Origin of the sequence: Streptomyces sp. NPDC059524 (assembly GCF_042749255.1) — a bacterium.
Taxonomy (GTDB): Bacteria; Actinomycetota; Actinomycetes; order Streptomycetales; family Streptomycetaceae; genus Streptomyces; species Streptomyces xanthii.
On record NZ_JBHYTK010000036.1, the window covers coordinates 24,865 to 51,093 of the forward strand.

General features: G+C 72.6%; 23 protein-coding genes. 9 read left to right on the top strand and 14 right to left on the bottom strand.

Translation table 11 applies throughout. From position 1 onward, the window contains the following. Positions 1 to 228: 228 nt before the first annotated feature. The 7 genes from ACFW9D_RS13320 to ACFW9D_RS13350 form a co-directional block, all read right to left on the bottom strand. On the bottom strand, positions 229 to 1,014 hold the full coding sequence (locus ACFW9D_RS13320) for an ABC transporter ATP-binding protein (protein WP_188335856.1): 786 nt from the start codon (positions 1,012 to 1,014) through the stop codon (positions 229 to 231). After that, a complete protein-coding gene (locus tag ACFW9D_RS13325) occupies positions 1,007 to 1,951 on the bottom strand; it encodes an ABC transporter permease (protein WP_188335857.1) in 945 nt (314 codons plus the stop codon). Before ACFW9D_RS13325 ends, ACFW9D_RS13320 begins: the two co-directional genes overlap by 8 nt. 94 nt (positions 1,952 to 2,045) lie before the next feature. Continuing rightward, entirely contained in the window at positions 2,046 to 2,891 is an 846-nt protein-coding gene (locus tag ACFW9D_RS13330) for a glycosyltransferase family 2 protein (protein ID WP_384621281.1), read from the bottom strand. A gap of 44 nt (positions 2,892 to 2,935) precedes the next feature. Then, the gene (locus ACFW9D_RS13335) at positions 2,936 to 3,715 is read right to left on the bottom strand and encodes a CDP-alcohol phosphatidyltransferase family protein (protein ID WP_188335858.1); all 780 of its coding nucleotides are present in this window, start codon (positions 3,713 to 3,715) and stop codon (positions 2,936 to 2,938) included. Then, entirely contained in the window at positions 3,693 to 4,760 is a 1,068-nt protein-coding gene (locus ACFW9D_RS13340; RefSeq protein WP_188335859.1) for an iron-containing alcohol dehydrogenase family protein, read from the bottom strand. The genes ACFW9D_RS13335 and ACFW9D_RS13340 overlap by 23 nt, the downstream gene beginning before the upstream one ends. Further along, positions 4,748 to 5,500: a sugar phosphate nucleotidyltransferase gene (locus tag ACFW9D_RS13345; protein WP_384621241.1), complete on the bottom strand. Its 753-nt coding sequence runs from the start codon at positions 5,498 to 5,500 to the stop codon at positions 4,748 to 4,750. Before ACFW9D_RS13345 ends, ACFW9D_RS13340 begins: the two co-directional genes overlap by 13 nt. After that, positions 5,497 to 7,263, bottom strand: a complete 1,767-nt coding sequence (locus ACFW9D_RS13350; protein WP_384621283.1) for a DUF5941 domain-containing protein — start codon at positions 7,261 to 7,263, stop codon at positions 5,497 to 5,499. Before ACFW9D_RS13350 ends, ACFW9D_RS13345 begins: the two co-directional genes overlap by 4 nt. A gap of 293 nt (positions 7,264 to 7,556) precedes the next feature. Between ACFW9D_RS13350 and galE the strand changes: the two genes are divergently transcribed. From galE to idi, 4 genes are all read left to right on the top strand, one after another. Then, on the top strand, positions 7,557 to 8,540 hold the full coding sequence (gene galE / locus ACFW9D_RS13355; protein ID WP_384621244.1) for a UDP-glucose 4-epimerase GalE: 984 nt from the start codon (positions 7,557 to 7,559) through the stop codon (positions 8,538 to 8,540). Between the two features lie 178 nt (positions 8,541 to 8,718). Beyond that, positions 8,719 to 9,654 (top strand): cation diffusion facilitator family transporter, encoded by a 936-nt coding sequence (locus ACFW9D_RS13360; protein ID WP_188335862.1) that lies wholly within the window; start codon positions 8,719 to 8,721, stop codon positions 9,652 to 9,654. Positions 9,655 to 9,831: 177 nt separating this feature from the next. Continuing rightward, a complete protein-coding gene (locus tag ACFW9D_RS13365) occupies positions 9,832 to 11,097 on the top strand; it encodes a GNAT family N-acetyltransferase (RefSeq protein WP_384621248.1) in 1,266 nt (421 codons plus the stop codon). Positions 11,098 to 11,224: 127 nt separating this feature from the next. Continuing rightward, positions 11,225 to 11,818, top strand: a complete 594-nt coding sequence (gene idi / locus ACFW9D_RS13370; protein ID WP_384621250.1) for an isopentenyl-diphosphate Delta-isomerase — start codon at positions 11,225 to 11,227, stop codon at positions 11,816 to 11,818. A 6-nt stretch (positions 11,819 to 11,824) separates the two neighbouring features. Here idi and ACFW9D_RS13375 read toward each other — a convergent pair whose 3' ends face one another. Next, on the bottom strand, positions 11,825 to 12,334 hold the full coding sequence (locus tag ACFW9D_RS13375; protein ID WP_384621286.1) for an ATP-binding protein: 510 nt from the start codon (positions 12,332 to 12,334) through the stop codon (positions 11,825 to 11,827). 128 nt (positions 12,335 to 12,462) lie between these two features. Continuing rightward, positions 12,463 to 13,137 (bottom strand): HdeD family acid-resistance protein, encoded by a 675-nt coding sequence (locus ACFW9D_RS13380; protein WP_188335866.1) that lies wholly within the window; start codon positions 13,135 to 13,137, stop codon positions 12,463 to 12,465. 63 nt (positions 13,138 to 13,200) lie between these two features. Between ACFW9D_RS13380 and ACFW9D_RS13385 the strand changes: the two genes are divergently transcribed. Continuing rightward, positions 13,201 to 13,956 (top strand): enoyl-CoA hydratase/isomerase family protein, encoded by a 756-nt coding sequence (locus tag ACFW9D_RS13385; RefSeq protein ID WP_384621253.1) that lies wholly within the window; start codon positions 13,201 to 13,203, stop codon positions 13,954 to 13,956. Between the two features lie 8 nt (positions 13,957 to 13,964). Here the strand turns inward: ACFW9D_RS13385 and ACFW9D_RS13390 are convergent, their stop codons facing one another. Both ACFW9D_RS13390 and ACFW9D_RS13395 read right to left on the bottom strand, forming a co-directional pair. Beyond that, on the bottom strand, positions 13,965 to 14,588 hold the full coding sequence (locus tag ACFW9D_RS13390; protein ID WP_384621256.1) for a DJ-1/PfpI family protein: 624 nt from the start codon (positions 14,586 to 14,588) through the stop codon (positions 13,965 to 13,967). A gap of 54 nt (positions 14,589 to 14,642) precedes the next feature. Beyond that, a complete protein-coding gene (locus tag ACFW9D_RS13395) occupies positions 14,643 to 15,614 on the bottom strand; it encodes a GlxA family transcriptional regulator (protein WP_384621258.1) in 972 nt (323 codons plus the stop codon). A gap of 109 nt (positions 15,615 to 15,723) precedes the next feature. Between ACFW9D_RS13395 and ACFW9D_RS13400 the strand changes: the two genes are divergently transcribed. From ACFW9D_RS13400 to ACFW9D_RS13410, 3 genes are all read left to right on the top strand, one after another. Beyond that, on the top strand, positions 15,724 to 16,599 hold the full coding sequence (locus ACFW9D_RS13400; RefSeq protein WP_384621260.1) for a hypothetical protein: 876 nt from the start codon (positions 15,724 to 15,726) through the stop codon (positions 16,597 to 16,599). A 101-nt stretch (positions 16,600 to 16,700) separates the two neighbouring features. Continuing rightward, the gene (locus tag ACFW9D_RS13405) at positions 16,701 to 19,082 is read left to right on the top strand and encodes a Tex family protein (RefSeq protein ID WP_384621262.1); all 2,382 of its coding nucleotides are present in this window, start codon (positions 16,701 to 16,703) and stop codon (positions 19,080 to 19,082) included. Between the two features lie 381 nt (positions 19,083 to 19,463). After that, complete coding sequence (locus ACFW9D_RS13410; RefSeq protein ID WP_384621265.1) at positions 19,464 to 20,648, top strand: serine hydrolase domain-containing protein; 1,185 nt, start codon at positions 19,464 to 19,466, stop codon at positions 20,646 to 20,648. Positions 20,649 to 20,658: 10 nt separating this feature from the next. On the opposite strand, the gene ACFW9D_RS13415 is transcribed toward ACFW9D_RS13410, so the two are convergent. Beyond that, positions 20,659 to 22,296: an ABC-F family ATP-binding cassette domain-containing protein gene (locus ACFW9D_RS13415; RefSeq protein WP_188335873.1), complete on the bottom strand. Its 1,638-nt coding sequence runs from the start codon at positions 22,294 to 22,296 to the stop codon at positions 20,659 to 20,661. A gap of 38 nt (positions 22,297 to 22,334) precedes the next feature. Next, positions 22,335 to 23,369: an oxidoreductase gene (locus tag ACFW9D_RS13420; protein ID WP_384621268.1), complete on the bottom strand. Its 1,035-nt coding sequence runs from the start codon at positions 23,367 to 23,369 to the stop codon at positions 22,335 to 22,337. 66 nt (positions 23,370 to 23,435) lie between these two features. Here ACFW9D_RS13420 and ACFW9D_RS13425 point away from each other — a divergent pair, with 66 nt between their 5' ends. Then, positions 23,436 to 24,392 (top strand): NAD(P)/FAD-dependent oxidoreductase, encoded by a 957-nt coding sequence (locus ACFW9D_RS13425; RefSeq protein WP_384621270.1) that lies wholly within the window; start codon positions 23,436 to 23,438, stop codon positions 24,390 to 24,392. A gap of 28 nt (positions 24,393 to 24,420) precedes the next feature. Here ACFW9D_RS13425 and ACFW9D_RS13430 read toward each other — a convergent pair whose 3' ends face one another. Then, positions 24,421 to 26,109 (bottom strand): BCCT family transporter, encoded by a 1,689-nt coding sequence (locus tag ACFW9D_RS13430; protein ID WP_384621289.1) that lies wholly within the window; start codon positions 26,107 to 26,109, stop codon positions 24,421 to 24,423. Between the last annotated feature and the right edge of the window lie 120 nt (positions 26,110 to 26,229).

Below are 26,229 nucleotides of genomic sequence, written 5' to 3' on the forward strand. Positions count from 1 at the left end.
GGCACCGGTACAGCTTACGTTGTACAACGCGACGTGCCACGACGGGGCATTCCGCGCATCACAACAACACACCGATCGTGGCCAAGATTCCTCCGGGGCAGGGAAGTTGACCCGGCCTTGACCTTGATCGCCACATAGTTGGCAACTACAGACATATCGCAGGCCCCACCGGGTGAACACCGGTGGGGCCTGTGATGACGCGTGCGACGGCGACAGGGTTGAGAAGCTTCACTTACCGGTGAACTTCTCGTACTCCTTGAGCACCTCGTCCGTCGGTCCGTCCATCCGCAGCTCGCCGCGCTCCAGCCACAGGACGCGGTCGCAGGTGTCGCGGATCGACTTGTTGTTGTGGCTCACCAGGAAGACCGTGCCGGCCTCCTTGCGCAGCTCGCGGATGCGGGCCTCGGAGCGCTTCTGGAACTTGCGGTCGCCCGTGGCCAGCGCCTCGTCGATCATCAGGACGTCGTGGTCCTTGGCCGCCGCGATGGAGAAGCGCAGGCGCGCCGCCATGCCGGACGAGTAGGTCCGCATCGGCAGGGTGATGAAGTCGCCCTTCTCGTTGATGCCCGAGAAGTCGACGATCTCCTGGTAGCGCGCCTTGATCTGCTCGCGGGACATGCCCATCGCGAGACCGCCGAGGATCACGTTCCGCTCGCCTGTGAGGTCGTTCATCAGGGCCGCGTTCACGCCGAGCAGCGAGGGCTGGCCGTCCGTGTAGACCTTGCCCTTCTCGGCCGGCAGGAGACCCGCGATGGCGCGCAGCAGGGTCGACTTGCCCGAGCCGTTCGAGCCGATCAGGCCGATCGCCTCGCCGCGGTAGGCGGTGAAGGAGACGCCGCGCACGGCGTGCACCTTGCGCACGCCCCGCTCCTCGCCCCGCTTCAGGATGCGGCTGAGCGCCGCGGTGGCGCTGCCCTTGCCGGTCTTCGCGCCGTTGACGCGGTAGACGATGTGCAGCTCGTCCGCGATCACCGTGGGGACGCGGGCGTCCTGCGTCTTGTCGAGATCAGCCACGGCCGTACCGCTCCTCTGCCTTCCAGAAGTAGACGAAGCCCACGACACCGAAGAGGACCGCCCAGCCGGCCGCGAACGCCCACACGTGCGGGGGCAGGTACGCGGACCCGTAGCCGTCCGCCCGCATGAACGCGTAGCGGATCAGGTCCATGTAGATGGAGGCCGGGTTCCACTGCAGGACGTCGCCGACCCAGGACGGGACGCCCTTCTTGCCTTCGAGCATCGCCGGGATGCTGAACATGACGCCGGACGCGTACATCCAGGTACGCATCACGAACGGCATCAGCTGCGCCAGGTCCGGCGTCTTGGCGCCCGCCCGCGCGAAGATCAGCGCGAGGCCGGTGTTGAACACGAACTGGAGGGCCAGCGCGGGCACCACCAGGAGCCAGGACAGGCCCGGGAGGATGCCGAAGCCCAGCATGATCAGCACCAGCACGATCATCGAGAACAGCAGCTGCTGGAGCTGCTGGAGCGCGAACGAGATCGGCAGCGAGGCCCGCGGGAAGTGCAGCGCCCGCACGAGGCCCAGGTTGCCGGAGATCGCCCGCACGCCCGCCATCACCGAGCTCTGCGTGAAGGTGAAGACGAAGACGCCGGTGACCAGGAAGGGCACGTAGATGTCGTGCGGGATGCCCTTACGGGCACCGAGCAGCAGTCCGAAGATGAAGAAGTAGACCGCGGCGTTCAGCAGCGGGGTCGCCACCTGCCAGACCTGGCCGAGCTTGGCCTGGCTGTACTGGGCGGTCAGCTTCGCCTGCGAGAAGGCGAGGATGAAGTGCCGCCGGCCCCACAGCTGCCGTACGTACTCGTTCAGACCGGGGCGGGCCCCGCTCACGGACAAGCCGTACTTGGCGGCGAGCTCGGCAGGGGAGAGCCCGTCGTCGGGCGACGGGGCCGCGCTCACCGCGACACCGCCGTCATGCGTTGTCTCACTCACAAGGGGAAACTTTCGTCTTCAAAAGCGCAGCCTGGTGGGGCATGGGCGGGAGCCAGGGACCGGGTTCGGCCCGATGCTCTCAGACTCGAGCTTGTCAGATGACAGGAGGTCGTCCCAGTCGGGTCAGGCGCCACACCGTACGCCACTTCATGGGGCGCCGGGGGCCGCAGGGCGACGTCCAGCCCTCCTTGAAGCCGCTGAGCCAGGCCTTCAGCGCGGGACCGGAGGGACGCCGGGCCAGCGTGAGCAGCAGCCACACCCCGAGGTACACGGGGACCAGGGGCGCGGGCAGGTTGCGGCGGGCGAGCCAGACCCGGTTGCGGGCCACCATGCGGTGGTAGACCGCGTGCCGGGACGGGGCCGTGGTCGGGTGGTGCAGCACCATGTCGGCGCGGTAGTCGATCAGCCACCCCGCGTCGAGGGCACGCCAGGCGAGGTCGGTCTCCTCGTGGGCGTAGAAGAACTCGTCCGGCAGTCCGCCGACCTCGGCGACGACCCGGGTCCGCAGGGCGTTGGCCCCGCCGAGGAAGGTCGTCACGCGCGAGGAGCGCATCGGGTCGGCGGCCCGCAGCCGCGGCACGTGCCGGCGCTGGGTCTCGCCGGTCTCCGGGTCCGCGATGCGGAAGCTGATGATGCCGAGCTCGGGGTCGGCGGCGAACGCCTCCCGGCACAGCTGGGCGGTGTCGGTCAGCGGCAGCAGGCCGTCGTCGTCGAGGAACAGCAGCACGTCGACGTCGGAGCCGGACGGGCCGAAGGCCTCGATGCCGACGTTGCGGCCGCCGGGGATGCCCAGGTTCTCGGGCAGCTCGACGGTCCGTACGCCCTCGGGGACGTCCGGGACCGGGGAGCCGTTGCCGACGACGACGACCTGGACCGGGTCGCCCTCCTGCTTGGCGACCGAGTCGAGCAGGGCGCGCAGCTCGGCCGGGCGGTTGCCCATGGTGATGACGACCGCGCCGACCTTGAGCGACGCCGGGGCGGCGCTCACTTGAGCCTGCTGGAGGCGAGGATGGACACGAGGTGCAGCAGCGTCTGCAGCAGGGCGATGCCCGCGAGGACGGCCACGCCGAGGCGCGTGAAGAACAGGTCGCCCCGGATCTGGTCCACGACCGCGAGGACCAGGATGAGCAGCGACGCCTCGATGCCCAGGATCAGCCGGTGGAACTTCAGCGCGGCGGCGGCCCTGCGGGCCAGCGCCATGCCGGAGGAGCGCATCTCGGAGGCGGACTCCTTGACCTGCTCCTTGCCGCTCGCCGCACGGGCGAGGCCGACGAGGTCCGTCTCGGCCTTGATCATGATGGCGCCGAGCGCGGCCAGCGTGCCGAGGAAGGCCCACAGCCAGTCGATCCGGCCGCTCCCCCACAGGTCGGCGGCGCGCAGTCCGAAGCCGACCAGGACGGCCGCGTCGGTCAGGTACGCGCCGACCCGGTCCATCCAGACCCCGGCCAGCGAGTACTGCTTGCGCCAGCGGGCGATCTCGCCGTCGACGCAGTCCAGCAGCAGGTACAGCTGGACCGCGACGACGCCGAGCACGGCGCCCCAGACGCCCGGGACGAGCAGCGCCGGGGCGGCGAGGACACCGCACACCGTCATCAGGTAGGTCAGCTGGTTGGGCGTGACCTTGGTGTTCACCAGGTGGCGGTCCACACGCAGCGAGATCTCGCGCATGTAGAGCCGGCCCATCCAGTGCTCACCGCTGCGCCGGTCCTTCACCCCGGCCGGGTGAACGACCGGGCGCAGTTCAGCTACCGATGGTTTTTGCATAGTCGGCGTAGGCGTCCCTGATCTGGTCGGTGGACAGGTCGAGGTGTTCGAGGATCGTGTAGCGGCCCGGCCGGGTCTGCGGAGCGAACTCCACGACCTTGACGAACTCGTCCACGGTGAAGCCGATCTCCTCCGGCAGCACGGGCAGGCCGTGGCGGCGCAGCACCTCGGCCATGTACGCGGACTCCTCGCGGGCACCGCGCAGGTGCATCGCGAAGGCCGCGCCGAGGCCGCACTGCTCGCCGTGGCTGGCGGCGCGCTTGGGGTAGAGGAGGTCGAAGGCGTGGTTGATCTCGTGGCAGGCGCCGGACGCCGGCCGCGAGTCGCCCGAGATCGACATGGCGATACCGGTCAGGACCAGACCCTCGGCGAGCACCTGCAGGAAGCCGTCGTCGCCGACGCCACCGGGGTGGCGCAGGACGGCCTCACCGGCCTGGCGGGCCATGGCGGCCGCGAGGCCGTCTATGTCCTCGCCGCGCTCCCGGGCGGCCAGCTCCCAGTCCGCGACCGCGGAGATGTTGGACAGGGCGTCGCCGATGCCGGAGCGCACGAAGCGGACCGGGGCCTCACGGATGATGTCGAGGTCGATCACGACGGCGATCGGGTTGGGCACGCCGTAGCTGCCGCGGCCCGCATCGTTGTCGAGGGTCGCGACGGGCGAGCACAGGCCGTCGTGCGACAGGTTCGTCGCGACGGCGACCAGCGGCAGACCGACCCGGGCCGCGGCGAACTTGCCGCAGTCGATGATCTTGCCGCCGCCGAGTCCGACGATCGCGTCGTAGCGGCCGGCCTTCTTCACGTCGTCGGCGAGCTGGATGGCGTCGTCGAGCGTGCCGCCGTCGACCTCGAACCAGTCGGCGTTGGGCAGCGACGGGGCCAGCCGGGTGCGCAGGGCGGCGCCCGAGCCACCGCTGATCGCGATGGCCAGGCGCCCCGTGGACGACGAGATCCTCTGGTCGGCGAGGACACCGGCGAGGTCGTTGAGCGCCCCCGGCCGGATGTCGACGACGACCGGCGAGGGAATGAGCCTCGTCAGTACTGGCACGCGATCTCCCGGGCCTTGGCGAGGTCCTCGTGGTTGTCGATCTCGACCCACGGGACGTCGCCGATCGGAGCGACGTCGACCTTGAAGCCGCGGTTCACGAGCTCCTGGTAGCCGTCCTCGTAGTACAGCTGCGGGTCACGCTCGTACGTGGCCTTGAGGGCGTCGGCGAGCTCGTCGGCCGCCTCGCCCTCGATGAGGGTGACGCCGATGTACTCGCCCGTGGCCTCGGCCGGCTCCATCAGCTTCGTGATCTTCTGGACGCCCTTGGCGGGGTCCACGACGACCTTCATCTCCTCGTCGCCCAGGTTCTTGACCGTGTCGAGCGCGAGGATGATCTTCTTGCCGTCGCCGCGGGCGGCGAGCAGGGTCTTCTCGACGGAGACCGGGTGCACGGTGTCGCCGTTGGCGAGGATCACCGAGTGCTTGATGGCGTCACGGCCGCACCACAGGGAGTAGGCGTTGTTCCACTTCTCGGCGACGTCGTTCTCGATGAGCGTCAGCTTCAGGCCGTACTTCGCCTCCAGCGCCGCCTGGCGCTCGTAGACGACCTCCTTGCGGTAGCCGACGATGATGCCGACCTCCGTCAGGCCGATCTCGGCGAAGTTCTTGAGCGTGAGGTCGAGGACGGAGAGCTCGTTCTCGGTCCCCTCGCCCACGACGGGCACCAGCGCCTTGGGGAGCGTCTCGGTGTAGGGGCGGAGCCGGCTGCCGGCGCCGGCGGCCAGGACGAGGCCGATCATGCGGGTTCTCCTTCATCGTGAACGGCGGGTGCCCCGCGGCGGGCGGAGGCGACCCAGAAGCGGATGCTCTCGGCGAGCACCACGAGTGCCACGAACACGGCGCAGGCCGTGAGCGCGACGGTGAAATCTGTGGCGGTGAGCAGCGCGGCCAGCACGGCGACCACCAGGGTCCGGCCTTCGTGCCCGCCGATCGTTCGGACCAGCCACCGGGGCGGCGCGCCGGTGCCGCCGCGGATGCGGTACACCGTGTCGTAGTGATGGTAGGCGACCGCCGCCACCAGTCCGAAAGCCGCGGGCAAGGCCCCGTTCACGTCCGCACGGGCCGCGAGGACCAGGATCGTGAGGTACTCGGAGGCCCGGAAAATCGGGGGGACGAGCCAGTCGAGGGCGCCCTTGAGGGGGCGGGCGACGGCGAGTCCGGACGTGACGCAGTACACGGCCGCGGCGACCGCCGGCCAGGCGCTGCCGAAGTCCGTGAGGGCGCTCACCGTGACGACCGCCACGCCGCCGAGCGCGGCGACGACGGGCGCGGCCGCGCTCCGGCCGATCCGGGCGACGGTCTCGGCGAGGGGGCCGGAGTCGGCGAGGTCGGCGAGGGCCTCGGCGGCCCGGTCCGTGCGGCGGGCCCGGCGGGTCAGCGAGCGCAGGACGCGGCCCGCGGTGGTGTAGCAGGCGGCGAGGGCGCAGCCGACCAGGAGCACGTAGAAGGTGATGCGCGGGGTGGTGAGCGCGGTGAAGAGGGCGATGAGGGCCCAGCGCTCGCCGATCGGCAGCACGATCATGCGGCGCACCCAGACCGTCCAGCCGACGCTGTCGAGCTTGTCGGAGAGGGCGGCGGTGGGGCTGGTGTTGGCGGTGGCGTCGTGGTTCGCCTCGTTGAAGGAGAAGTCGACGACGTGCCGGCAGGTCTGCAGGACCATGGCGCCGAGCGCGAGGGCCCACACGTCGTCGCCGGTCGCGTTGGCCGCGCCGAGCGCGAGGCCCGCGTAGTAGGCGTACTCCTTGGCGCGGTCGAACGTGGCGTCGAGCCAGGCGCCCAGCGTCGAGTACTGCAGGGAGTAGCGGGCGAGCTGCCCGTCGGTGCAGTCCAGGACGAAGGAGAAGAGGAGCAGGACGCCCGCGGCGACGAAGCCGGGCCGGGTGCCCGTGGCCGCGCAGCCCGCCGCGATCAGCGCGGTGAGCAGCGACGCGGTGGTGACCTGGTTCGGGGTCAGGCCGCGGCGGGCGCACCAGCGCGCGATGTAACGGGAGTACGGGCTGATGCAGTACGTGGTGAAGAAGCCGTCCCGGGCCTTGACCGCGGTGCGCAGCCGGATCGCCTCGTCGTCGACGGCGTCGACGGCCCGGCGGACCTCGCCCCGGGCCTGCGGGTCGGCGGGCACGGCGGCGACGAGCTCACCGAGCTCGGGCCGGTGCACATCGGTGCCGTCGGCCTCGATGCCGTGCGCGAGGGCGTCGGGCGTGATGCCCGTCTCCTTCGCGGCCCGTTCGAGCGCCGGGCGGGCCGCGGCCTGCGCGGTGACGGCGCCGGGGATGGCGGAGGCGGAGAAGCGCGGGTCGGTGAGGCCGAGGCGCAGGGCGTGGACATGGCCCACGAAGCCCGCGTCGACGACCGCGACGCGCTGGTCGCCCGGGACGCCGGCGAGCGCCGCTGCGGCGTCCGCGGGGTCCGGGGCGAGCCGCACGTCGAAGCCGAGGGCCCGCAGATCGCCCTCCAGGGACGAGCCGGGCACCGGCTGACCGGTGACGATGGCGGTCGACAGACGAACTCACTCCTCGGTGCCGGCGCACGGGCGCACCGGTCTCGCGCACGATCAGGGGGGCGCCCTGGACCCCTGCACAGCAGGGTCGGCCGGGCGGCATGTCGGCAGAGGCTATCGGATGACGGGAAGCGGACGTTCACCGCCCGTTTACGGCCCGACAAGCCTCTGTCCCCTGCGGTCCGCGCGGGCACCGCCGTCGCACGGCGGGCCCCGGGCCGCGCGGTCATCATTGTCGATCAAGGCCCCGGGCCACAAACTCCCGCCGGTCCGCGACCGGCTTAGGGTGGTGCGTCATGACATGGCTGATCACCGGCGGAGCCGGATACATCGGGGCACACGTGGCGCGGGCGATGACAGCCGCCGGCGAGCGCGTGGTCGTCGTGGACAACGTCACGTCGGGGATGCCCGAGCGGCTGCCCGCGGACGTCGCGCTGGTCCGGGGCTCGGCCCTGGACGCGGAGCTGGTGCGCCGGGTGTGCGACGAGCACGCGGTGAGCGGTGTCGTGCACCTGGCCGCGCACAAGCAGGTCGGCGAGTCGGTGGAGCGGCCCGAGCTGTACTACCGGGACAACCTGGGCGGTCTTGCGACGCTCCTGGAGACGGTCGCGGACGCGGGCGTGCGCCGCTTCGTGTTCTCCTCGTCGGCCGCCGTGTACGGCAATCCGGACACCGGCGTCATTCCCGAGTCGACGCCGTGCGCGCCGGTGAACCCCTACGGCGAGACGAAGCTCGCGGGCGAGTGGCTGGTGCGGGCGTCGGGGCGCGCGCACGGCATGGCGACGACGTGCCTGCGCTACTTCAACGTGGCGGGCGCGGCCGAGCCCGCTCTCGCGGACACCGGGGTCTTCAACGTGATCCCGATGGTCTTCGACCGGCTCACGCGGGGCGAGGCCCCGCGGATCTTCGGCGACGACTACCCGACGCCGGACGGCACCTGCATCCGGGACTACGTGCACGTCGCCGACCTCGCCGAGGCGCATCTGACGGCGGCGCGCCGGCTGGCCCGCCCCGGTGTGAGCGGCGATCTCACGGTGAACATCGGCACGGGGCACGGCGCCTCGGTGCGCGAGCTGATCGACGTCATCGGGGAGGTCACCGGGATCGGGACGCCCGCGATCGTCGAGCCGCGCCGCCCCGGGGACGCTCCGCGCGCGGTCGGCGCCACCGAACTGGCGGAGAAGGAGCTCGGCTGGACGGCCTCGCGGTCGGTCCGCGACATGATCGAGTCGGCCTGGGCCGGCTGGTGCCTGCGGCATCCCGAGGCCGCCGCGCACTGAGCGCGATGATCGCCGCGACGCCCTGACCTGCACACATACCGTTCAGCGTTTTCGCAGGTCAGGGCACATGACAACGGTGTTCACCGCCATGTTTGCGGATACCCCCTCCCCGTAGTTGACTGGGGTCGCCGGCCCGTTCCGGGGCGGTGTGGGGCGAGCCGAGCGGAGGGCGGTTTCGATGGGTGCCGGGCACAGCCACGACCACGGGCACGGACCGACGACGGGGACGGCCGCGGCCGCGCACCGGGGGCGGCTGCGGATCGCCCTCGGGATCACGCTCACCGTGATGGTGGTCGAGATCGTCGGCGGGATCGTGGCCGACTCGCTGGCCCTCGTCGCGGACGCGGCCCACATGGCGACAGACGCGCTCGGCCTCGCGATGGCCCTGCTCGCCATCCACTTCGCCAACCGCCCGGCGACCGAGCAGCGCACGTTCGGCTACGCCCGCGCGGAGATCCTGGCCGCCCTCGCCAACTGTCTGCTGCTGCTCGGCGTCGGCGGTTACGTCCTGGTCGAGGCGGTCCAGCGGTTCGTCGAGCCGGCCGACACCGCGGGCGGGCTGACCATCGTGTTCGGCCTCATCGGCCTGGTGGCGAACATGATCTCGCTGTCGCTGCTGGTCAAGGGCCAGCAGGAGAGCCTGAACGTGCGGGGCGCCTTCCTGGAGGTCGCAGCCGACGCGCTGGGCTCGCTCGCCGTGCTGATCTCGGCCACGATCATCCTGACCACCGGCTGGCAGGCCGCGGACCCGATCGCCTCGCTGGTCATCGGCCTCATGATCGTCCCGCGTACGGTGAAGCTGCTGCGCGAGACGCTGAACGTGCTCCTGGAGTCGGCGCCGAAGGGTGTCGACATGGCGGAGGTGCGGGCCCACATCCTCGCCCTGCCCGGCGTCGAGGACGTGCACGACCTGCACGCCTGGACCATCACCTCGGGGATGCCGGTGCTCTCCGCGCACGTCGTGGTCAGCCAGGACGTGCTGAGCACGATCGGGAACGAGAAGATGCTGCACGAGCTCCAGGGCTGCCTCGGCGACCACTTCGACGTGGAGCACTGCACGTTCCAGCTGGAGCCCACGGGGCACGCCGAGCACGAGGCGAAACTCTGCCACTGACCCGCCGGGGGCGTGGTAGCTTGGCGGGCGTTCTCGAAGGAGGTGGGTTGATGACTGTCGTCGCGGTGAGCGCTGCCGTGCGCAGCGACAGGTGCATCCCCACTCTCCGGGCCACCGGCTGACCCTTTCCGCGCTCTCGCGCGCCGTCGGCCGGGCCCCTTCACAAAGGTTTCCGTCTTGACCGACGACCAGGCCGCGAACGCCGTTCGCGACTCCTTCTTCGCCCTGCACCACGGACTGCCCCGGCAGGGCCCCGGCTCCGATGCCACCACCCGGCGGCTGCTCTCCTTCGCGGGCCCGCTGCCCGCACGGCCGCGCATCCTCGACCTGGGCTGCGGTCCGGGCCACTCCGCGCTGCTGCTCGCCGCCGAGACCGGCGGCGAGGTGACCGCTGTGGACCTGCACGAGCCGTTCCTCGACGAGCTGCGGGCGGCCGCCCGGGCGCGCGGGCTCGACGACCGGGTGCACGCGGTGGCCGCCGACATGGGCGACCTGCCGTACCCGGCGGGCTCGTTCGATCTGATCTGGGCCGAGAGCTCGGCGTACAGCATCGGATTCGACACCGCTCTCGCGCGGTGGCGGCCGCTGCTCGCGCCGGGCGGCACGCTCGCGCTCACCGAGTGCGAGTGGACCACCGACGCCCCCTCCCCCGAGGCGCGCGCCTTCTGGGAGGAGCACTACAAGCTGCGTACGACCGAGGAGAACCTGCGGGCGTGCACGGCGGCCGGGTACGCGGTGCTCGGCGTCCACCACCAGCCGGAGTCCGACTGGGACGAGTACTACGGCCCGCTCGCCGCGCGGGCCGAGGCCGCCGACGCGTCCCGCCCCGGGATGGCCGAGGCGCTGGCGGGCACGCGCGCGGAGCTGGCGATGCGGCGCGAGCACGGCGCCGAGTACGGGTACACCGGCTACGCGCTGCGCCCTGTGGACGCGTGGCCGACCCGGCCGGAGACCTCCGCGGACCGGGCGGCCGTGCACGGCGTCAACGCGGCGGCGTTCCCCACCCGCGCCGAGGCCGATCTCGTGGACGCGCTGCGCGCCGACGCGTCGGCCTGGCTGGACGGGCTCTCGTACGTCGCCGAGGCGCCGGACGGTTCCGTCGCCGCCTACGCGCTGATCACCCGCTGCACGGTGGGCGGGGCGCCGGCCGCCGCGCTGGCGCCGGTGGCCGTGCGGCCGGAGCACCAGCGCTCGGGGGCCGGGGCGGCCGTGGTCCGGGCGGTGCTCGACGCGGCCCGCGCGCGGGGTGAGCGGCTCGTGGTGGTGCTCGGGCATCCGAACTACTACCCGAGGTTCGGGTTCACGCCCGCTTCGGGGTTCGGTGTCCGGGTGTCCTTCGAGGTGCCGGACGAGGCGCTGATGGCGCTCGTCCTCGGCGGTGGCGACGATTCCGCGCCGATTCCGCGGGGCACGATCACCTACCCGGCCGCGTTCGGCGTCTGATCCGCGCCGAATGCGGTGTCCTGTCCGGCCGTCACGGCCGGGCGGGACATGCGGGGGTCTGTGTGTGCGGGCACTATTCGTCCCGTACGGCAGACTTGGGGTTCGAGGACCGAAGCGAAGGATGGGTATGCCGATCACACCTGCCACCGCGGCGCACAGTTCGTCGAACGGCACCGGAGAAGCGATCTTGCTGGAACTCGTGGACGAGGACGGCAGGACGATCGGCACCGCGGAGAAGCTCGCGGCTCATCAGCCGCCGGGTCAGTTGCACCGCGCGTTCTCCGTGTTCCTCTTCGACGAGCAGGGCCGGCTGCTGCTGCAGCAGCGCGCGCTGGGCAAGTACCACTCCCCCGGCGTGTGGTCGAACACGTGCTGCGGGCACCCGTACCCGGGCGAGGCGCCGTTCGCGGCGGCGGCCCGGCGCACGTTCGAGGAGCTTGGCGTCTCGCCGTCGCTGATGGCGGAGGCCGGCACGGTGCGCTACACCCACCCGGACCCGGAGTCGGGCCTGGTGGAGCAGGAGTTCAACCACCTGTTCGTCGGCATGGTGCAGGCGCCGCTCGCCCCGGATCCGGAGGAGGTCGGGGCCACCGCGTTCGTGACCGCCGCCGAGCTGGCCGAGCGGCATGCGCGGGACCCGTTCTCGGCGTGGTTCATGACCGTGCTCGACGCGGCCCGGCCCGCGGTGCGCGAGCTGACGGGCCCGTCGGCCGGCTGGTAGCCGCGCTCAGTACCGCGCGGGCGGCTGGAGGGGCAGGGCGGCCCAGATGACCTTGCCCCCGCTCGCGGTGTGCTCCACGTCGCAGACGCCGCCCGCCTCGGCGGTGATCTCCCGCACGAGGAGCAGACCGCGGCCGCCGGTCTGGCCGCTGGTGGCCTCCAGGGCGGTGGGCCGGTACGGGTGGTCGTCCTCGACGGAGACCCGTACCCACTCGGCGCCGACGGCGACCTCGACGGCGAGCATCGGCGAGAGCAGGGCGGCGTGCCGCACGGCGTTCGTGACGAGCTCGGAGACGATCACGAGGAGTCCGTGGACCAGGTCGTCGGAGGCGGGCACGCCCTGCCGGGCGAGGAGTTCGCGCACGGCGCGCCGGGCCTGCGGCACCGAGGCGTCGACCGCCTGCGCGGTGAACCGCCAGACCCCTTCGTAGGGCAGCGGGGCCTCCAGGGCGGGTCCGGGCGGAGCTGCCCCGCTGTCCTGAGACCCTGGACGGGAGTCCCGCCCCTGGTCGCTCATCGTCCGGTCGCCGCCCTTGCGCTCGATTGTCACCACCCTTCGAGTGTGGGAATCCCCTGGTCCGTACCCCTCGACTGACCATAAGTCGGCGACTATCGACGGAATTTGACCGTCGGCGAATGCCCCGGTCAGGCCTGCGACCGGTCCTGTACCGGTTGTTCGCCTTTCGGAGGCTCTTCAGCTTGTTGTACGAGGGTGACGATGCGCCGGCCGCCCAGACCCGTCGCCAGCAGGCCGAGACCGTCGAAGAGCAGCGCGAGCGAGAAGAAGCAGCCGAGGACGTAGCGGCTGGACTCGGGCCAGTTGCCGAGGACCAGGACGCCGAGCACGATGCCGAAGGCGCCCTGCACGAGGGTCCAGCCGAACTGCGGCCCCCGCACGACGAGACCGCCGACCAGGCGGAAGACACCGCCGGTGAGGAAGAGCAGCGCGGCGAACATGGTGAGCGCCTGGGCCGTGCCCTCCGGGTGCCGGATCACGACGACGCCGGCCGCCAGGTCGAGGGCGGCGACGACACAGCCGAGCCAGAAGTAGTTGGTGCCCCGGGCCTGGACCGCGTGCAGCAGGCCGACGACGCCGCCGATGAGCAGCAGCCAGCCGAAGAGCAGCATCGAGGTGAGCGTGGCGAAGGCCGTGTAGGCGAGGCCGACGAGGCCCGCGAGGACGAGCAGGCCGCCCAGGACGGCGATGGCGCCGAGACCCCGGCGCAGCTTTCTGCGTTCGCCCGCCGCCTCCCGCGCGGGCGGGTCCGCCGTCTGCGGACGGTCGTGACGGTCGCGGTCGTGATGGTCGCTCCGGGCCATCGGCGCCTCCTCCCGGCACCCCTCCTCGATCGTACGTTCGCGGCCTGGGGATAGCATCCGGCCATGGTTCCCCCGGCCGTACAGCGGCTCACGCACGAGGTCACGGACGGTGTCGCGACCGTCGTCATCGATCACCCGGCCAAGCGCAACGCCATGACCGACGCGATGTGGGCGGCGCTGCCGCCGCTGCTCGCGGAACTGTCCGCGGACCCGGCGGTGCGGGCGCTGGTGCTCACCGGCGCCGGTGACACGTTCTGTGCGGGCGCCGACATCTCCACGCTGGGGCGGGGCGCGGCGCCCGGGCTCGCGATGGCGGCGGAGGACGCGCTCGCGGCGTTCCCCAAGCCGACGCTCGCCGTGGTGCGCGGGTACTGCGTGGGCGGCGGCTGCCAGTTGGCGGCGGCCTGCGATCTGCGGTTCGCGGCCGAGGGCGCGCTGTTCGGGGTCACACCGGCCAAGCTGGGGATCGTCTATCCGGCGTCCTCGACGCGGCGGCTCGCGGATCTGGTCGGTCCGGCGGGCGCGAAGTACCTGCTGTTCTCGGGCGAGTTGATCGGCACCGAGCGGGCGCTGCGGACCGGGCTCGTCGACGAGGTCTGGTCTCCGGAGGAACTCGACAAACGGGTCGTCGAGTTCACGCGCGTGCTGGCTTCGCGCTCCCAGCTGACGCAGGCCGCGGCGAAGGAGTTCGCGGCGGGCCGCGCCGACCGCGAGCCCTACTGGGCGGAGCAGGCGCGGGGCAGCGACGACACCGCCGAGGGTGTCGCCGCGTTCCTGGAACGGCGTCCGCCCCGCTTCGGGTGGACGGTGAACTCCTAGACCCGAGGTCAGGCCCGCGTGCTGCGGAACCGCGCGACGAGGTCCGCCGGGGCCTTCTCGGGGGATCCGGCGTCGTACGGCGGCTGCGGGTCGTACTCGGTCATGAGCTGGACGGCCTGCGCGGTCTCGTCGCCGGCGATCCGGCCGACGAGGGCGAGGCCCATGTCGATGCCGGAGGAGACGCCCGCGGCGGTGACGTACTTGCCGTCGAAGACGACGCGGCGGCCCGTGGAGCGGGCGCCGAGCTTGTCCAGTTCCTCCAGGGCAAGCCAGTGCGAGGTGGCCTCGCGGCCCTCGATCAGTCCGGCGGCGGCGAGCGCGAGGGAGCCCGTGCACACGGACGTGGTCCAGGTGGTGTGCGCGTCGGCGGCGCGCAGCCAGCCGAGCAGCGCCTCGTTCTCCGTCTGGTCGCTCGCGACCGGGCCGCCGGGCACCACGACGATGTCCGGGGTGGGTACCTCGTCGAAGGTCTTGTCGGCGACGAGCGCGAGCCGCCCCGAGTCGTCGCGCACCGGGCCGGTCCGCTCGGCGACGAACACGACGTCGGCGCCGGGCAGGCCGCCGAGGGTCTGGTACGGGCCGACGGCGTCCAGGGCGGTGAAGCGCTCGTAGAGGGCGATGGCGATCTGCATCGGGTTCCTTACGTCGTGGGTCGGTTCGGTTCGGTTCGCTTCGGGTGGTGCGGTTCAGGGCCGCGTGCGGAAGCGGAGGCGGTACTCCGCGGGCGGGGTGCCGAGGGTTCTGAGGAAGGCGCGGCGCATGGCCTCGGGCGTGCCGTAGCCGCTGGCCCGGGAGATCTCCTCGACGCCGTCGGCGGTCTCCTCCAGCAGACGCCGGGCGTGCTCGACGCGGACGCGTTCCACGTAGCGGCCCGGCGTCAGGCCGGTCTCGGCACGGAAGGCGCGCGCGAAGTGGCGCGGCGAGAGGCGGGCGCGGGCGGCCAGGGCGTCCACGGACAGGTCCGCCTCCGGGTGCTCGGTGACCCATTGCTGGACCTCGCGCAGCGGTTCGCGGCGGGCCGTCTGGGCGGCGAGCTGGGCGCTGAACTGGGCCTGGTTGCCGGGGCGGCGCAGGAACACCACGAGCGCCCGGGCGATCGCGAGCGCCGTGTCCCGGCCGTGGTCCTCCTCGACGAGGGCGAGCGCGAGATCGATGCCGGCGGTGACTCCCGCGGAGGTCGCCACCTTGCCGTCGCGTACGTAGATGGGGTCCGGGTCGACCTCGACCGCGGGGTGCTCGCGGGCGAGCCGGGCGCAGTACGCCCAGTGCGTGGTGGCCCGGCGGCCGTCGAGCAGGCCCGCCTCGGCGAGCAGGAGGGCGCCCGTGCAGACCGAGACGATCCGCTCCGCGCGCGGGGCGTGCTCGCGCAGCCAGCCGACGAGCCGCGGGTCGGGGTGCCGGGTGCCGTGGCCGCCGGGGACGAGCAGGGTGTGCGGGACGGGCGCACCGTCGAGCGCGAGGTCGGGCACGAGGGTCAGACCGCTGGAGGTGCGCACGGGCGCCCCGTCGGGCGACGCGGTGCGCACGCGGTACCCGGCCCCCGCGCCGGTGAAGACCTCGATTGGGCCGGTGACGTCGAGGCTCTGGACCTGGTCGTAGAGCGTGACCAGGACGGTGCGCGTCGCCGGGGCCTGGGGGCGTGGGGGCATGCGTGTCATTCTTCGGGGGCGGCCCTCATGGCCGCAATGACGAGCAGCCCACCTTTCCGGCCATCGTTTCCGTGCCCCGCACTGGCCTCACGTACCGACCGGTCAGTAACGTACGGGCATGACTTCCGAAGAGACCCTGCGGGCCGCCCGCCGCTGTCACAACGTGCTGAACCCCTTCCACTCGACGCACTACTTCTCGCCCGACCTCGCCGAGGAGCTCGCCGCGGTGGGCGTCACCGACCGCGGGGCCACCTACTTCGCGGCCCGCTCCGCCGCCATGGGAGCCGTCGGCCCCGGCGCCGTGACCGCCGCCTTCTACAACTTCAACCACGAGCTCGTGGCCCGGCACCTGCCCGCGGTGTGGAGCGTCGCCTCGCCGGAGACCGTCCTCGCCGCGCGCGAGCGGGCCGTCGACTCGACCCTGCGCCGGCTGCTCGGCGCGGACGTGCTCGCCTCCCCGGAGATGGCCGAGGCCGCCGAGCTGGCCCTGCGCGCCACCGAGGCCTGCACCCGGCACGCCCGCCCCCTGTACGCGGCGCACGCCGACCTGCCGGTGCCGGACGCGCCGCACCTGGCGTACTGGCACGCGACGACGCTGCTGCGCGAGCACCGCGGCGACGGGCACCTGGCGGTCCTGCTCGGCGCGGATCTCGACCCGCTGGAAGCACTCGTGAGCCACGTCGCCACCGGCAAGGGCATGGCCCCCAAGTGGCTGCTCGTCACGCGCGGGTGGAGCCGCGACGACTTCGACGCGGCGGCCGGCCGGCTGCGCGCGCGGGGTCTGCTGACCGACGACCCGGAGCTCACCCTCACCGAGGCCGGCACCGCGCTGCGCGCCGACCTCGAGGCCCGCACCGACCAGCTCGACCGCGCGCCCTACGAGCACCTCGGCGCCGAGGGCGTCGCCCGGCTGACCGAGCTGGCGTCCGGCTTCACCGGGACGGCGCTGGGCAACGGCGCGTTCCCCGCCGACCTCATCGGCAAGTCCGCCTGACACCCGGTGCGACCCGGCCGGGCCGCGCCCTGATCCTCCGCTGACGGTGCCACCTGCCACAATTGCGGCGCAACGTCAGTCGACATAGGCGGTACGGGATCGTGGCGACACCCACTGTTGGGTCCATCGAAGGCAGGATTGCCGAGGAACTCGGCGTACGGGAGCGGCAGGTGAAGGCTGCCGTCGACCTCCTTGACGGCGGTTCGACGGTGCCCTTCATCGCCCGCTACCGCAAGGAGGCGACGGAGTCCCTCGACGACGCCCAGCTGCGCACCCTGGAGGAGCGGCTGCGGTACCTGCGCGAGCTGGAGGAGCGCCGCACCGCCGTGCTCGACTCCGTGCGCGAGCAGGGCAAGCTGACCGAGGAGCTGGAGGCGCGGATCCGCGCCGCCGACACCAAGGCGCGCCTGGAGGACATCTACCTCCCGTTCAAGCCGAAGCGCCGCACCAAGGCGCAGATCGCCCGCGAGGCCGGGCTCGAGCCGCTGGCGGAGGGCCTGCTGGGCGACCCGTCGGTGGACCCGCTCGCCGCCGCGGCCGCGTTCGTCGACGCCGACAAGGGTGTCACCGATCCGCAGGCCGCGCTGGACGGTGCCCGCGCGATCCTCACCGAGCGCTTCTCCGAGGACGCCGACCTGATCGGTGAACTGCGCGAGCGCATGTGGACGCGGGGCCGGCTCGCGGCGAAGGTGAAGTCGGGCAAGGAGGAGGCGGGCGCCAAGTTCGCCGACTACTTCGACTTCGCGGAGCCCTTCAAGGAGCTTCCCTCGCACCGCGTCCTGGCGATGCTGCGCGGCGAGAAGGAGGACGTGCTCGAACTCGTCCTGGAGCCGGAGGAGCCGGCCGCCGACGGGGCGCCCTCCTCGTACGAGCCGATCGTCGCCGACCGCTTCGGGATCCGCAACCAGGGGCGGCCCGGCGACAAGTGGCTGGCGGACACGGTCCGTTGGGCCTGGCGCACGCGCATCCTGGTGCACCTCGGGATCGACCTGCGGCTGCGGCTGCGCACGGCCGCCGAGGACGAGGCCGTCAAGGTCTTCGCGGCGAACCTGCGGGACCTGCTGCTCGCCGCCCCCGCCGGCACGCGCGCGACGCTGGGCCTCGACCCCGGTTTCCGTACGGGCGTCAAGGTGGCCGTCGTCGACGCGACCGGCAAGGTCGTCGCGACGGACGTCATCCACCCGCACGTCCCGGCGAACCGGTGGGACGAGGCGATCGCCAGGCTGGCGAAGCTGTCGAAGGAGCACGCGGTCGACCTGATCGCGATCGGCAACGGGACGGCGTCCCGCGAGACCGACAAGCTCGCCGGTGAACTCATCACCAGGCACCCCGAGTTGAAGCTCACCAAGGTGATGGTGAGCGAGGCGGGCGCCTCGGTGTACTCGGCCTCCGCGTTCGCCTCGCAGGAGCTGCCCGACATGGACGTGTCGCTGCGCGGCGCGGTCTCGATCGCGCGCCGGCTCCAGGACCCGCTGGCCGAACTCGTGAAGATCGACCCGAAGTCGATCGGTGTCGGCCAGTACCAGCACGACCTCAGCGAGGTGAAGCTGTCGCGCTCGCTGGACGCGGTGGTCGAGGACTGTGTGAACGGTGTGGGCGTCGACGTCAACACGGCGTCGGCCCCGCTCCTCGCCCGCGTGTCCGGCATCAGTGCCGGCCTCTCGGAGAACATCGTGGCGCACCGCGACGCCAACGGGCCGTTCACCAGCCGCAAGGGCCTCAAGGACGTCGCCCGGCTCGGCCCGAAGGCGTACGAGCAGTGTGCGGGCTTCCTGCGGATCCGGGGCGGGGACGACCCGCTGGACGCGTCGTCCGTGCACCCGGAGGCGTACCCGGTGGTGCGGCGGATGGCCAAGTCGACCGGGGGCGCGGTCGGTTCGCTGATCGGCGACACGGGGACGCTGCGCTCGCTGCGGGCGGCGGACTTCGTGGACGACACGTTCGGTCTGCCGACCGTGACGGACATCCTGAAGGAGCTGGAGAAGCCGGGGCGCGACCCGCGGCCCGCCTTCAAGACGGCCACCTTCAAGGAGGGCGTCGAGAAGATCTCCGACCTGGAGCCGGGGATGGTGCTCGAGGGTGTCGTCACGAACGTGGCGGCGTTCGGGGCGTTCATCGACATCGGTGTGCACCAGGACGGGCTCGCGCACGTCTCGGCGCTCTCGCGGACGTTCGTGAAGGACCCGCGCGATGTCGTGAAGCCCGGGGACATCGTGAAGGTGAAGGTGCTCGACGTCGACGTGCCGCGCAAGCGGATCTCGTTGACCCTGCGGCTCGACGACGAGAAGGCCTCCGGCGGGGGCGGGAACGGTGGCTCGGGGCGCGGTGAGCGCGGCGGGGACCGTCGGCCGCCGCGGCAGTCGTCCCGACAGGGGCAGGGGGGCCGTGGCTCCGGTGGCAGCGGCAAGGGCCGTCAGGGGGGCGCCCCGGCACCGTCGAACTCGGCGATGGCCGACGCCCTGCGGAAGGCTGGGCTGGCCTAGGCGCCGTCGGGGTCGATCCCGGTGGGGAGCTGCGGGCCGGTCGGTGGCCGACCGCGCAGTTCCCCGCGCCCCTGACGGGACACCTGCCGCGCCCGGCGCCAGAGCCCCACACCCCTGACAGGTCCGAACCCGCCCCGGAACCCATCGCCGGTATCACGGGCCGGGCCCGGTCACGCCCCGCGGCGAAGCCGCTGAACGGTACAGCCCCGCACGCCTCGCGGGGCCTGTTGCGCGCCGGGGTGGAGCCGCTGGACGGTACGGCCTCGCGCCCCCGTCAGGGCGTGTGTCGATGCGCCGGGTGCAGTAGTGCGGGCTGCCTCTCGGGGTGGTGGCCGGGACGCTGGGAGGCACGTCTCGTGCACGCCGTCTCCAGGAGAGCCGATGCCCCGTCACCCTCGACCTCGCAGTTCCCTCAGAGCCGTCACCGTCGTCGCCGCCTGTCTCGCCCTGCTCGCTCCGGGGGCCGCCGAGGCCGTCGGACGGGGCGAGAGGCACCCGCACGATCCGCTGCGGCAGCAGCTGGAGGAGCTGGTGCGGGCTCCCGGCGGGCCGCCCGGGATCATCGCCGTGCTCGGCGACGGGCACCGGCGCCGGGTCGTGCGGGCCGGGGTCGCGGACCTGGACACCGGGCGCGCGCCGCGGTCCGGCGACGCCATGCGGATCGCGAGCACGGCCAAGGCGTTCAGCGGGGCCGTCGCCCTGTACCTCGTCGAGCACCGCCTGCTGAAGCTCGACGACACCCTGCGCGAGCGGCTGCCCGCGCTGCCCCGGGCCTGGGGGAAGGTGACGCTGCGGCAGTTGCTGAACCACACCAGCGGCCTGCCCGACTACTCGCAGACCCAGGCGTTCGCGGACACCCTGCGCGCCGACCCCCATCACCACTTCGACTCCCGCCGGCTGCTCGACTACGCCGCCGACGAGCCGCTGCGCTTCCGGCCGGGCTCCCGGTACCAGTACTCCAACTCGGACAACATCGCCGTGGCGCTGATGGCGGAGGCGGTCACTCACGTCCCGTACGAGCAGCTGCTCGCGGAGATCGTGTACGGGCCGCTCGGGCTGCACCGGACCAGCCTGCCGCAGGGCTTCCGGATGCCCGAGCCGTATCTGCACGGGTACGACGTCAGCCCGCCCGAGCCGACGGAGGACGTGAGCGAGCTGATCGGGATGTCCGGGGTGTGGGCCTCGGGCGGCATCGTCTCCACCCCCGCCGACATGAGCCGCTTCATCGGCTCGTACGCCGGGGGCCGGCTGTACGGTCCCGGGCGCGGCGTCGTGCGGGAGCAGCGGCGCTGGGTGCCCGGCGGGGCGTCCGAACCCGCGGGCCCGGGGCGCAACGACGCCGGGCTCGCTCTCTTCCGGTACACGACCCGGTGCGGGGTCGTGCTTGGGCACACCGGGAACACCGCGGGCTACACGCAGCTGATCGCGGCCACGCCGGACGGGCGCAAGTCGCTGACCTTCTCCGTGAACACGCAGATCAACCAGCGCTCGAAGCCGGAGCTGCTGAAGCGGCTGCGGGCCGTGCAGGAGAACTTCGTCTGCGCGCTGCTCGGCAGGAAGGGCTGAGGCGCCCGCGCTACCGCTCGGTCACCTTGCCGTCGGCCACCTCGAGGCGGCGTCCGACGTGCACCGCGTCGAGCATGCGCCGGTCGTGGGTGACCAGGAGCAGGGTTCCCTCGTAGGAGTCCAGAGCGGATTCGAGCTGCTCGATGGCCGGCAGGTCGAGATGGTTGGTGGGCTCGTCCAGGACCAGGAGGTTGACGCCCCGGCCCTGGAGGAGGGCGAGGGCGGCGCGGGTGCGTTCGCCGGGTGAGAGGGTCTCGGCGGGGCGCAGCACGTGGTCCGCCTTCAGACCGAACTTGGCGAGCAGGGTGCGCACATCGGCCGGAGCCGTGTCGGGCACGGCCGCGCAGAACGCGTCGAGCAGGGTCTCGGGGCCGTGGAACAGGGCGCGGGCCTGGTCGACCTCGCCGACGACGACGCCGGGGCCCAGCGCGGCGTGGCCGGAGTCGAGCGGGGCGCGGCCCAGGAGGGCGGCGAGGAGGGTCGACTTGCCCGCGCCGTTGGCCCCGGTGATCGCGACGCGGTCGGCCCAGTCGATCTGGAGGGTCACCGGGCCGAGGCGGAAGTCGCCGCGGGCCAGTTCGGCGTCGCGCAGGGAGGCGACGACGGCGCCGGAGCGCGGGGCGGCCGCGATCTCCATGCGCAGCTCCCACTCCTTGCGGGGCTCTTCGACGACGTCGAGGCGCTCGATCATGCGCTGCGTCTGGCGGGCCTTGGCGGCCTGCTTCTCGCTGGACTCGCTGCGGAACTTGCGGCCGATCTTGTCGTTGTCGCTCGCCTTGCGCCGCGCGTTCTTGACGCCCTTGTCCATCCAGGAGCGCTGCATCTGGGCCCGGCCCTCCAGGGCGGCCTTCTTGTCGGCGTACTCCTCGTACTCGTCGCGGGCGTGCCGGCGGGCGACGTCGCGCTCCTCCAGGTAGGCCTCGTAGCCGCCCCCGTAGAGGTTGATCTGCTGCTGGGCGAGGTCGAGTTCGAGGACCTTGGTGACGGTGCGGGTGAGGAACTCGCGGTCGTGGCTGACGACGACGGTGCCGGCGCGCAGGCCCCGGACGAAGCTCTCCAGGCGCTCCAGGCCGTCGAGGTCGAGGTCGTTGGTCGGCTCGTCCAGGAGGAAGACGTCGTAGCGGGAGAGCAGCAGCGAGGCGAGGCCCGCGCGGGCGGCCTGACCGCCGGAGAGCGAGGTCATGGCCTGGTCGAGGCCGATGGTCAGGCCGAGCTGCCCGGCGACCTCCTCGGCGCGCTCGTCGAGGTCGGCGCCGCCGAGGTCCAGCCAGCGCTCCAGGCTCGTCGCGTAGGCGTCGTCGGCTCCGGGCGCGCCGTCGACCAGGGCCTGGGTGGCCTCGTCCATGACGCGCTGGGCCTCGGCGACGCCGGTGCGGCGGGCGAGGAACTCCCGGATCGTCTCGCCGGGGCGGCGCTCCGGCTCCTGCGGCAGGTGGCCGACGGTCGCGCCGGGCGGGGAGAGCCGCAGCTCGCCCTCCTCCGGGGTGCCGAGGCCCGCGAGGAGGCGCAGCAGGGTGGACTTGCCCGCGCCGTTGGCGCCGACGAGGCCGATCACGTCGCCGGGGGCGACGACGAGGTCGAGCCCGGTGAACAGGGAGCGGTCACCGTGGCCGGCGGCGAGGTTCTTGGCTACGAGAGTGGCAGTCATCAGGCCGCCGATCCTAAGGCCTGTCCCACCTGGGCGGATCAGCGTGCCATCGGTGCCACCAGGACGCTGCCGGTGGTGCGGGCCACGAGGAAGGACTCTCCCTTGGTCGCCCGGGCGTCGAGCGGGATGCGGTGCCGGCCGGGGCCGAGCACGTCGTCGAAGACGTCGCGGGTGTGGGTGCGGTACAGGCGGTCGAGGCGGTAGGCGGTGAGCCGGACCCGGCAGGTGGAGGTGACCTCGAGTCCCGCGGCGCCGTCGGCGGCGACGAGTCCGGTGAGCCGGCGCCGCGTCTCGGGGCTGCGGTCGAGCGCGGCCTCGATCTGGGCGACGAGCAGCGGGATGATCGGCGCGAGTCCGTCCACGTACGCGATGTCGACACCGGCCCGCTCGAACTGGCGCCGGACGGCCGTGCGCTGGGTCTCGCCCACGGCGCGGCCGAACGCGACGGCGCCGTAGGTGCGCAGTTCCTCTGCGGGCACGCCGGAGGCGTCGTGGACGATCTCGGCGCCGATGCCGATGGTGCGCAGGGCGGCGGCGAGTCTGGCGAGGACGGCGACGCGGGCGCCGATGAGCAGGACACGGCGGCGGGCGGCCGGTTCGGCGGCGTCGGCGAGCAGCCGGCCGAGCGCGGCGCGGTACTCGGCGCCGCGGAAGCGGAACGGCCCTATGCCGTGGTACCCGTTGAGCTCCAGGTCGGCGCGTTCGTCGGTCTGCCAGGCGAAGTCGCGCCAGACGACGTCGTCGGTGCCGTCTCCGGCCGGTTCGATGGCGGCGGTGACGGCGCCGCACTCGAGGCCCTCGCACTCGGGGCAGCCGTAGATGACGTAGCGGCCCCCGGCGAGCGGGGCCTCGGCCTCCAGGAGCAGGCTCCTGACGTGGCCGGTGAAGATGGCGGGCGGGATGTCGGCGGCCAGCGGGGAGACCGCGTCGAGGTCGGAGAGCTGGAACAGCAGCGGGCGTCCGTCGACGATGAAGTCCACGAAGTCCCGGTGGACTTGGTAGTCACCGTTGGCGAGGACTCCACCGGCGCGCATCGCCGGTGCCAGGCCGAAGGTCGCGTACTCGGCAGACATGCAGTGAGTATTCCCACCTGACGCCTGATGTGAGCACGGCAGGGCACATTCCGCTACGGTCCCGGCGTGAACAGTCACGTGAGCGGCGAAGTGATCGTGGTCGGCGGCGGTGTGATCGGGATGTCCACCGCGCTGACGCTGGCGGAGCGCGGGCGGCGGGTGCGGCTGTGGTCCAGGGACCCGGTGGACCGCACCACCTCGGCGGTGGCGGGCGCTCTGTGGTGGCCGTACCGGATCGATCCGGTGGAGCGGGTGGGGCCGTGGTCGCTGCGGTCGCTGCGCCGGTACGAGGAGTGGGCCCGGCGGCCGGACGAGACGGGCGTGCGGATGGTCGAGGGCGTCCACGCGCGCACCCGCCTCGCCGATCTCGGCGGCTGGGCCTCGGAGGTGGCGGGGCTGCGGGACTCGGCGCGGGGTCTGGCGGCGCGGCTGCCGCTGCTCGACATGCCGGTGCATCTGCGCTGGCTGTGGGATGTCGCGGAGCGGGCCGGCGTCGTGCTGGAGACGCGCACGGTGGCGTCGCTCGACGAGGCGCTCGCGGCGGCCCCGGTGGTCGTGAACTGCACGGGGCTCGGGGCACGGGAGCTGGTGCCCGATCCGTCGGTGCGGCCGGTGCGCGGGCAGCTGGTCGTCGTACGCAATCCGGGGGTGCGGCACTGGTACACGGCGGCGGACGAGGGCGCGGCGACGACGACGTACTTCTTCCCGCAGCCGGGCGGGCTGATCCTGGGCGGCACCGCGCAGGAGGACGACTGGTCGCTGGAGCCCGACCCGGCGGTCGCGGCGGCGATCGTCCGGCGGTGCGCGGCCGTGCGGCCGGAGATCGCCGGGGCGCGGGTGCTCGGTCACCGGGTGGGGCTGCGCCCGGCGCGTCCGGCGGTGCGCATCGAGCGGGAGGTCACCGGCGAGGGTCGGGTCCTGGTGCACAACTACGGGCACGGGGGCGCCGGGGTGACGGTGGCGTGGGGCTGTGCGCGGGAGGCGGCGGAGCTCGTCGAGGGCCCGGCCGGGCCGGACGCCTGACGGGCCCCGCCGCCTCCCGCGGGGCGGGTCAGTCCTTGGCGAGCGGGGTGTCGCCCTCCTCCTCCGGGTCCGGCTCGGCGCCCGGTTCGCGGTGGAGGTGCTTGCCGATGGGGTCGCCGGCGGTCTCCAGGCTGTCGCCGGGGCCGATCCGGATCTCGAACTCGCCGCCGTACTTCTCGTGTCCGGCGACGACGGCGGCCTCGACGACCTCGATGCCCATGTCGCCGCGGACGATGAGCGGGTCCTGGCGCAGGTCGCGCATGAGGGACACGCACATGCCGATCATGACGAGGGTGAACGGGGCCGCGACGAGGATCGTGAGGTTCTGCAGGCCGGTCAGGGCGTTGCCCGAGCCGTTGCCGATCAGCAGCATGACCGCGGCGACGGCGCCGGTGACCACGCCCCAGAAGATGACGACGAAGCGCCCTGGTTCGAGGGCTCCCTTCTGCGACAGCGTGCCCATGACGATGGAGGCGGCGTCCGCGCCGGAGACGAAGAAGATCCCGACGAGAATCATCACGAGCAGGCTCGTGGCGGTGGCGATCGGGTACTCGTGGAGCACGCCGAACAGCTGGGCCTCCGGGGTGTCCGCGCCGCCGAGCTCGCCGCGCTCCTTCAGCTTCATCGAGGTGCCGCCGAAGATCGCGAACCAGATCAGGCTGACCGTGGACGGGACCAGGATGACGCCGCCGACGAACTGGCGGATGGTGCGGCCGCGGCTGATGCGGGCGATGAACATGCCGACGAAGGGCGTCCAGGAGATCCACCAGGCCCAGTAGAAGACCGTCCAGCTGCCGAGCCAGTCGGCGACTCCCTTGCCGCTGGAGGCCTCGGTGCGGCCGACGAGCTGGGGCAGGTCACCGAGGTAGGCGCCGAGCGAGGTCGGGATCAGGTCGAGCACGATGATGGTCGGCCCGGCGATGAACACGAAGACGGCCAGGATGAGCGCGAGCACCATGTTGATGTTCGACAGCCACTGGATGCCCTTCTCCACACCGGAGATGGCGGAGGCGACGAACGCGACGGTGAGCACGGCGATGATGGCCACGAGGAGACCGGTGGAGACCTTGTCCATCCAGTTCAGGACCTCGAAGCCGGAGCCGATCTGCAGGGCGCCGAGACCGAGCGAGGCCGCGGAGCCGAACAGGGTGGCGAAGATGGCGAGGATGTCGATGACCCGGCCCCAGGAGCCGTTGGCCCGCGACTCGCCGATCAGCGGCACGAAGACGGAGGAGATCGTCTGCCGTCTGCGGCGGCGGAAGGTGCTGTAGGCGATGGCGAGTCCGACGACCGCGTAGATCGCCCACGGGTGCAGGGTCCAGTGGAAGAGGGTGGTCGCCATGGCCGTCTCCATGGCCTGAGCGGCGTCGGCCGGATCGGTGCCCGGCGGCGGCGTCGTGAAGTGCGCGAGCGGCTCGCTGACGCCGTAGAACATGAGGCCGATGCCCATGCCGGCGCTGAACATCATCGCGACCCAGGAGACCGTGCGGAACTCGGGCTCCTCCCCCTCGGCACCGAGGTGGATCTTGCCGTAGCGGCTGATGGCGAGCCACAGGGCGAACACGACGAAGCCGCTCGCGGCGAGCATGAACGCCCAGCCGCCGTTGTGGATCAGGCCGTTGAGCAGCCGGGTCGAGACGCTCTCGAGGTTGTCGGTGGCGACGGATCCCCAGACCACGAAGGCCAGGGTGAGCACGGCGGTGACGCCGAAGACGATCCGGTCGGTGGCCGGGGGGCGGGGCCGCCCCCCCCCCCCGCGTGGCGGGGGGGGGCCCGCCGGGGGGGGGTGGGGCTTGTGTGAAGACTTGGTCAGCGCACCACAACCCCCCCCCCCCCC

Bases quoted from the DNA above. Each gene is read 5' to 3' on its own strand.
- ACFW9D_RS13330 (WP_384621281.1), bottom strand. From the start codon at position 2,891: ATGGGCAACCGCCCGGCCGAGCTGCGCGCCCTGCTCGACTCGGTCGCC.
- ACFW9D_RS13415 (WP_188335873.1), bottom strand. From the start codon at position 22,296: ATGACTGCCACTCTCGTAGCCAAGAACCTCGCCGCCGGCCACGGTGAC.
- ACFW9D_RS13395 (WP_384621258.1), bottom strand. From the start codon at position 15,614: ATGACACGCATGCCCCCACGCCCCCAGGCCCCGGCGACGCGCACCGTC.
- ACFW9D_RS13385 (WP_384621253.1), top strand. From the start codon at position 13,201: ATGGTTCCCCCGGCCGTACAGCGGCTCACGCACGAGGTCACGGACGGT.
- ACFW9D_RS13345 (WP_384621241.1), bottom strand. From the start codon at position 5,500: ATGATCGGCCTCGTCCTGGCCGCCGGCGCCGGCAGCCGGCTCCGCCCC.
- ACFW9D_RS13335 (WP_188335858.1), bottom strand. From the start codon at position 3,715: ATGCAAAAACCATCGGTAGCTGAACTGCGCCCGGTCGTTCACCCGGCC.
- ACFW9D_RS13360 (WP_188335862.1), top strand. From the start codon at position 8,719: ATGGGTGCCGGGCACAGCCACGACCACGGGCACGGACCGACGACGGGG.
- idi (WP_384621250.1), top strand. From the start codon at position 11,225: ATGCCGATCACACCTGCCACCGCGGCGCACAGTTCGTCGAACGGCACC.
- galE (WP_384621244.1), top strand. From the start codon at position 7,557: ATGACATGGCTGATCACCGGCGGAGCCGGATACATCGGGGCACACGTG.
- ACFW9D_RS13400 (WP_384621260.1), top strand. From the start codon at position 15,724: ATGACTTCCGAAGAGACCCTGCGGGCCGCCCGCCGCTGTCACAACGTG.
- ACFW9D_RS13410 (WP_384621265.1), top strand. From the start codon at position 19,464: ATGCCCCGTCACCCTCGACCTCGCAGTTCCCTCAGAGCCGTCACCGTC.
- ACFW9D_RS13390 (WP_384621256.1), bottom strand. From the start codon at position 14,588: ATGCAGATCGCCATCGCCCTCTACGAGCGCTTCACCGCCCTGGACGCC.
- ACFW9D_RS13420 (WP_384621268.1), bottom strand. From the start codon at position 23,369: ATGTCTGCCGAGTACGCGACCTTCGGCCTGGCACCGGCGATGCGCGCC.
- ACFW9D_RS13375 (WP_384621286.1), bottom strand. From the start codon at position 12,334: ATGAGCGACCAGGGGCGGGACTCCCGTCCAGGGTCTCAGGACAGCGGG.
- ACFW9D_RS13380 (WP_188335866.1), bottom strand. From the start codon at position 13,137: ATGGCCCGGAGCGACCATCACGACCGCGACCGTCACGACCGTCCGCAG.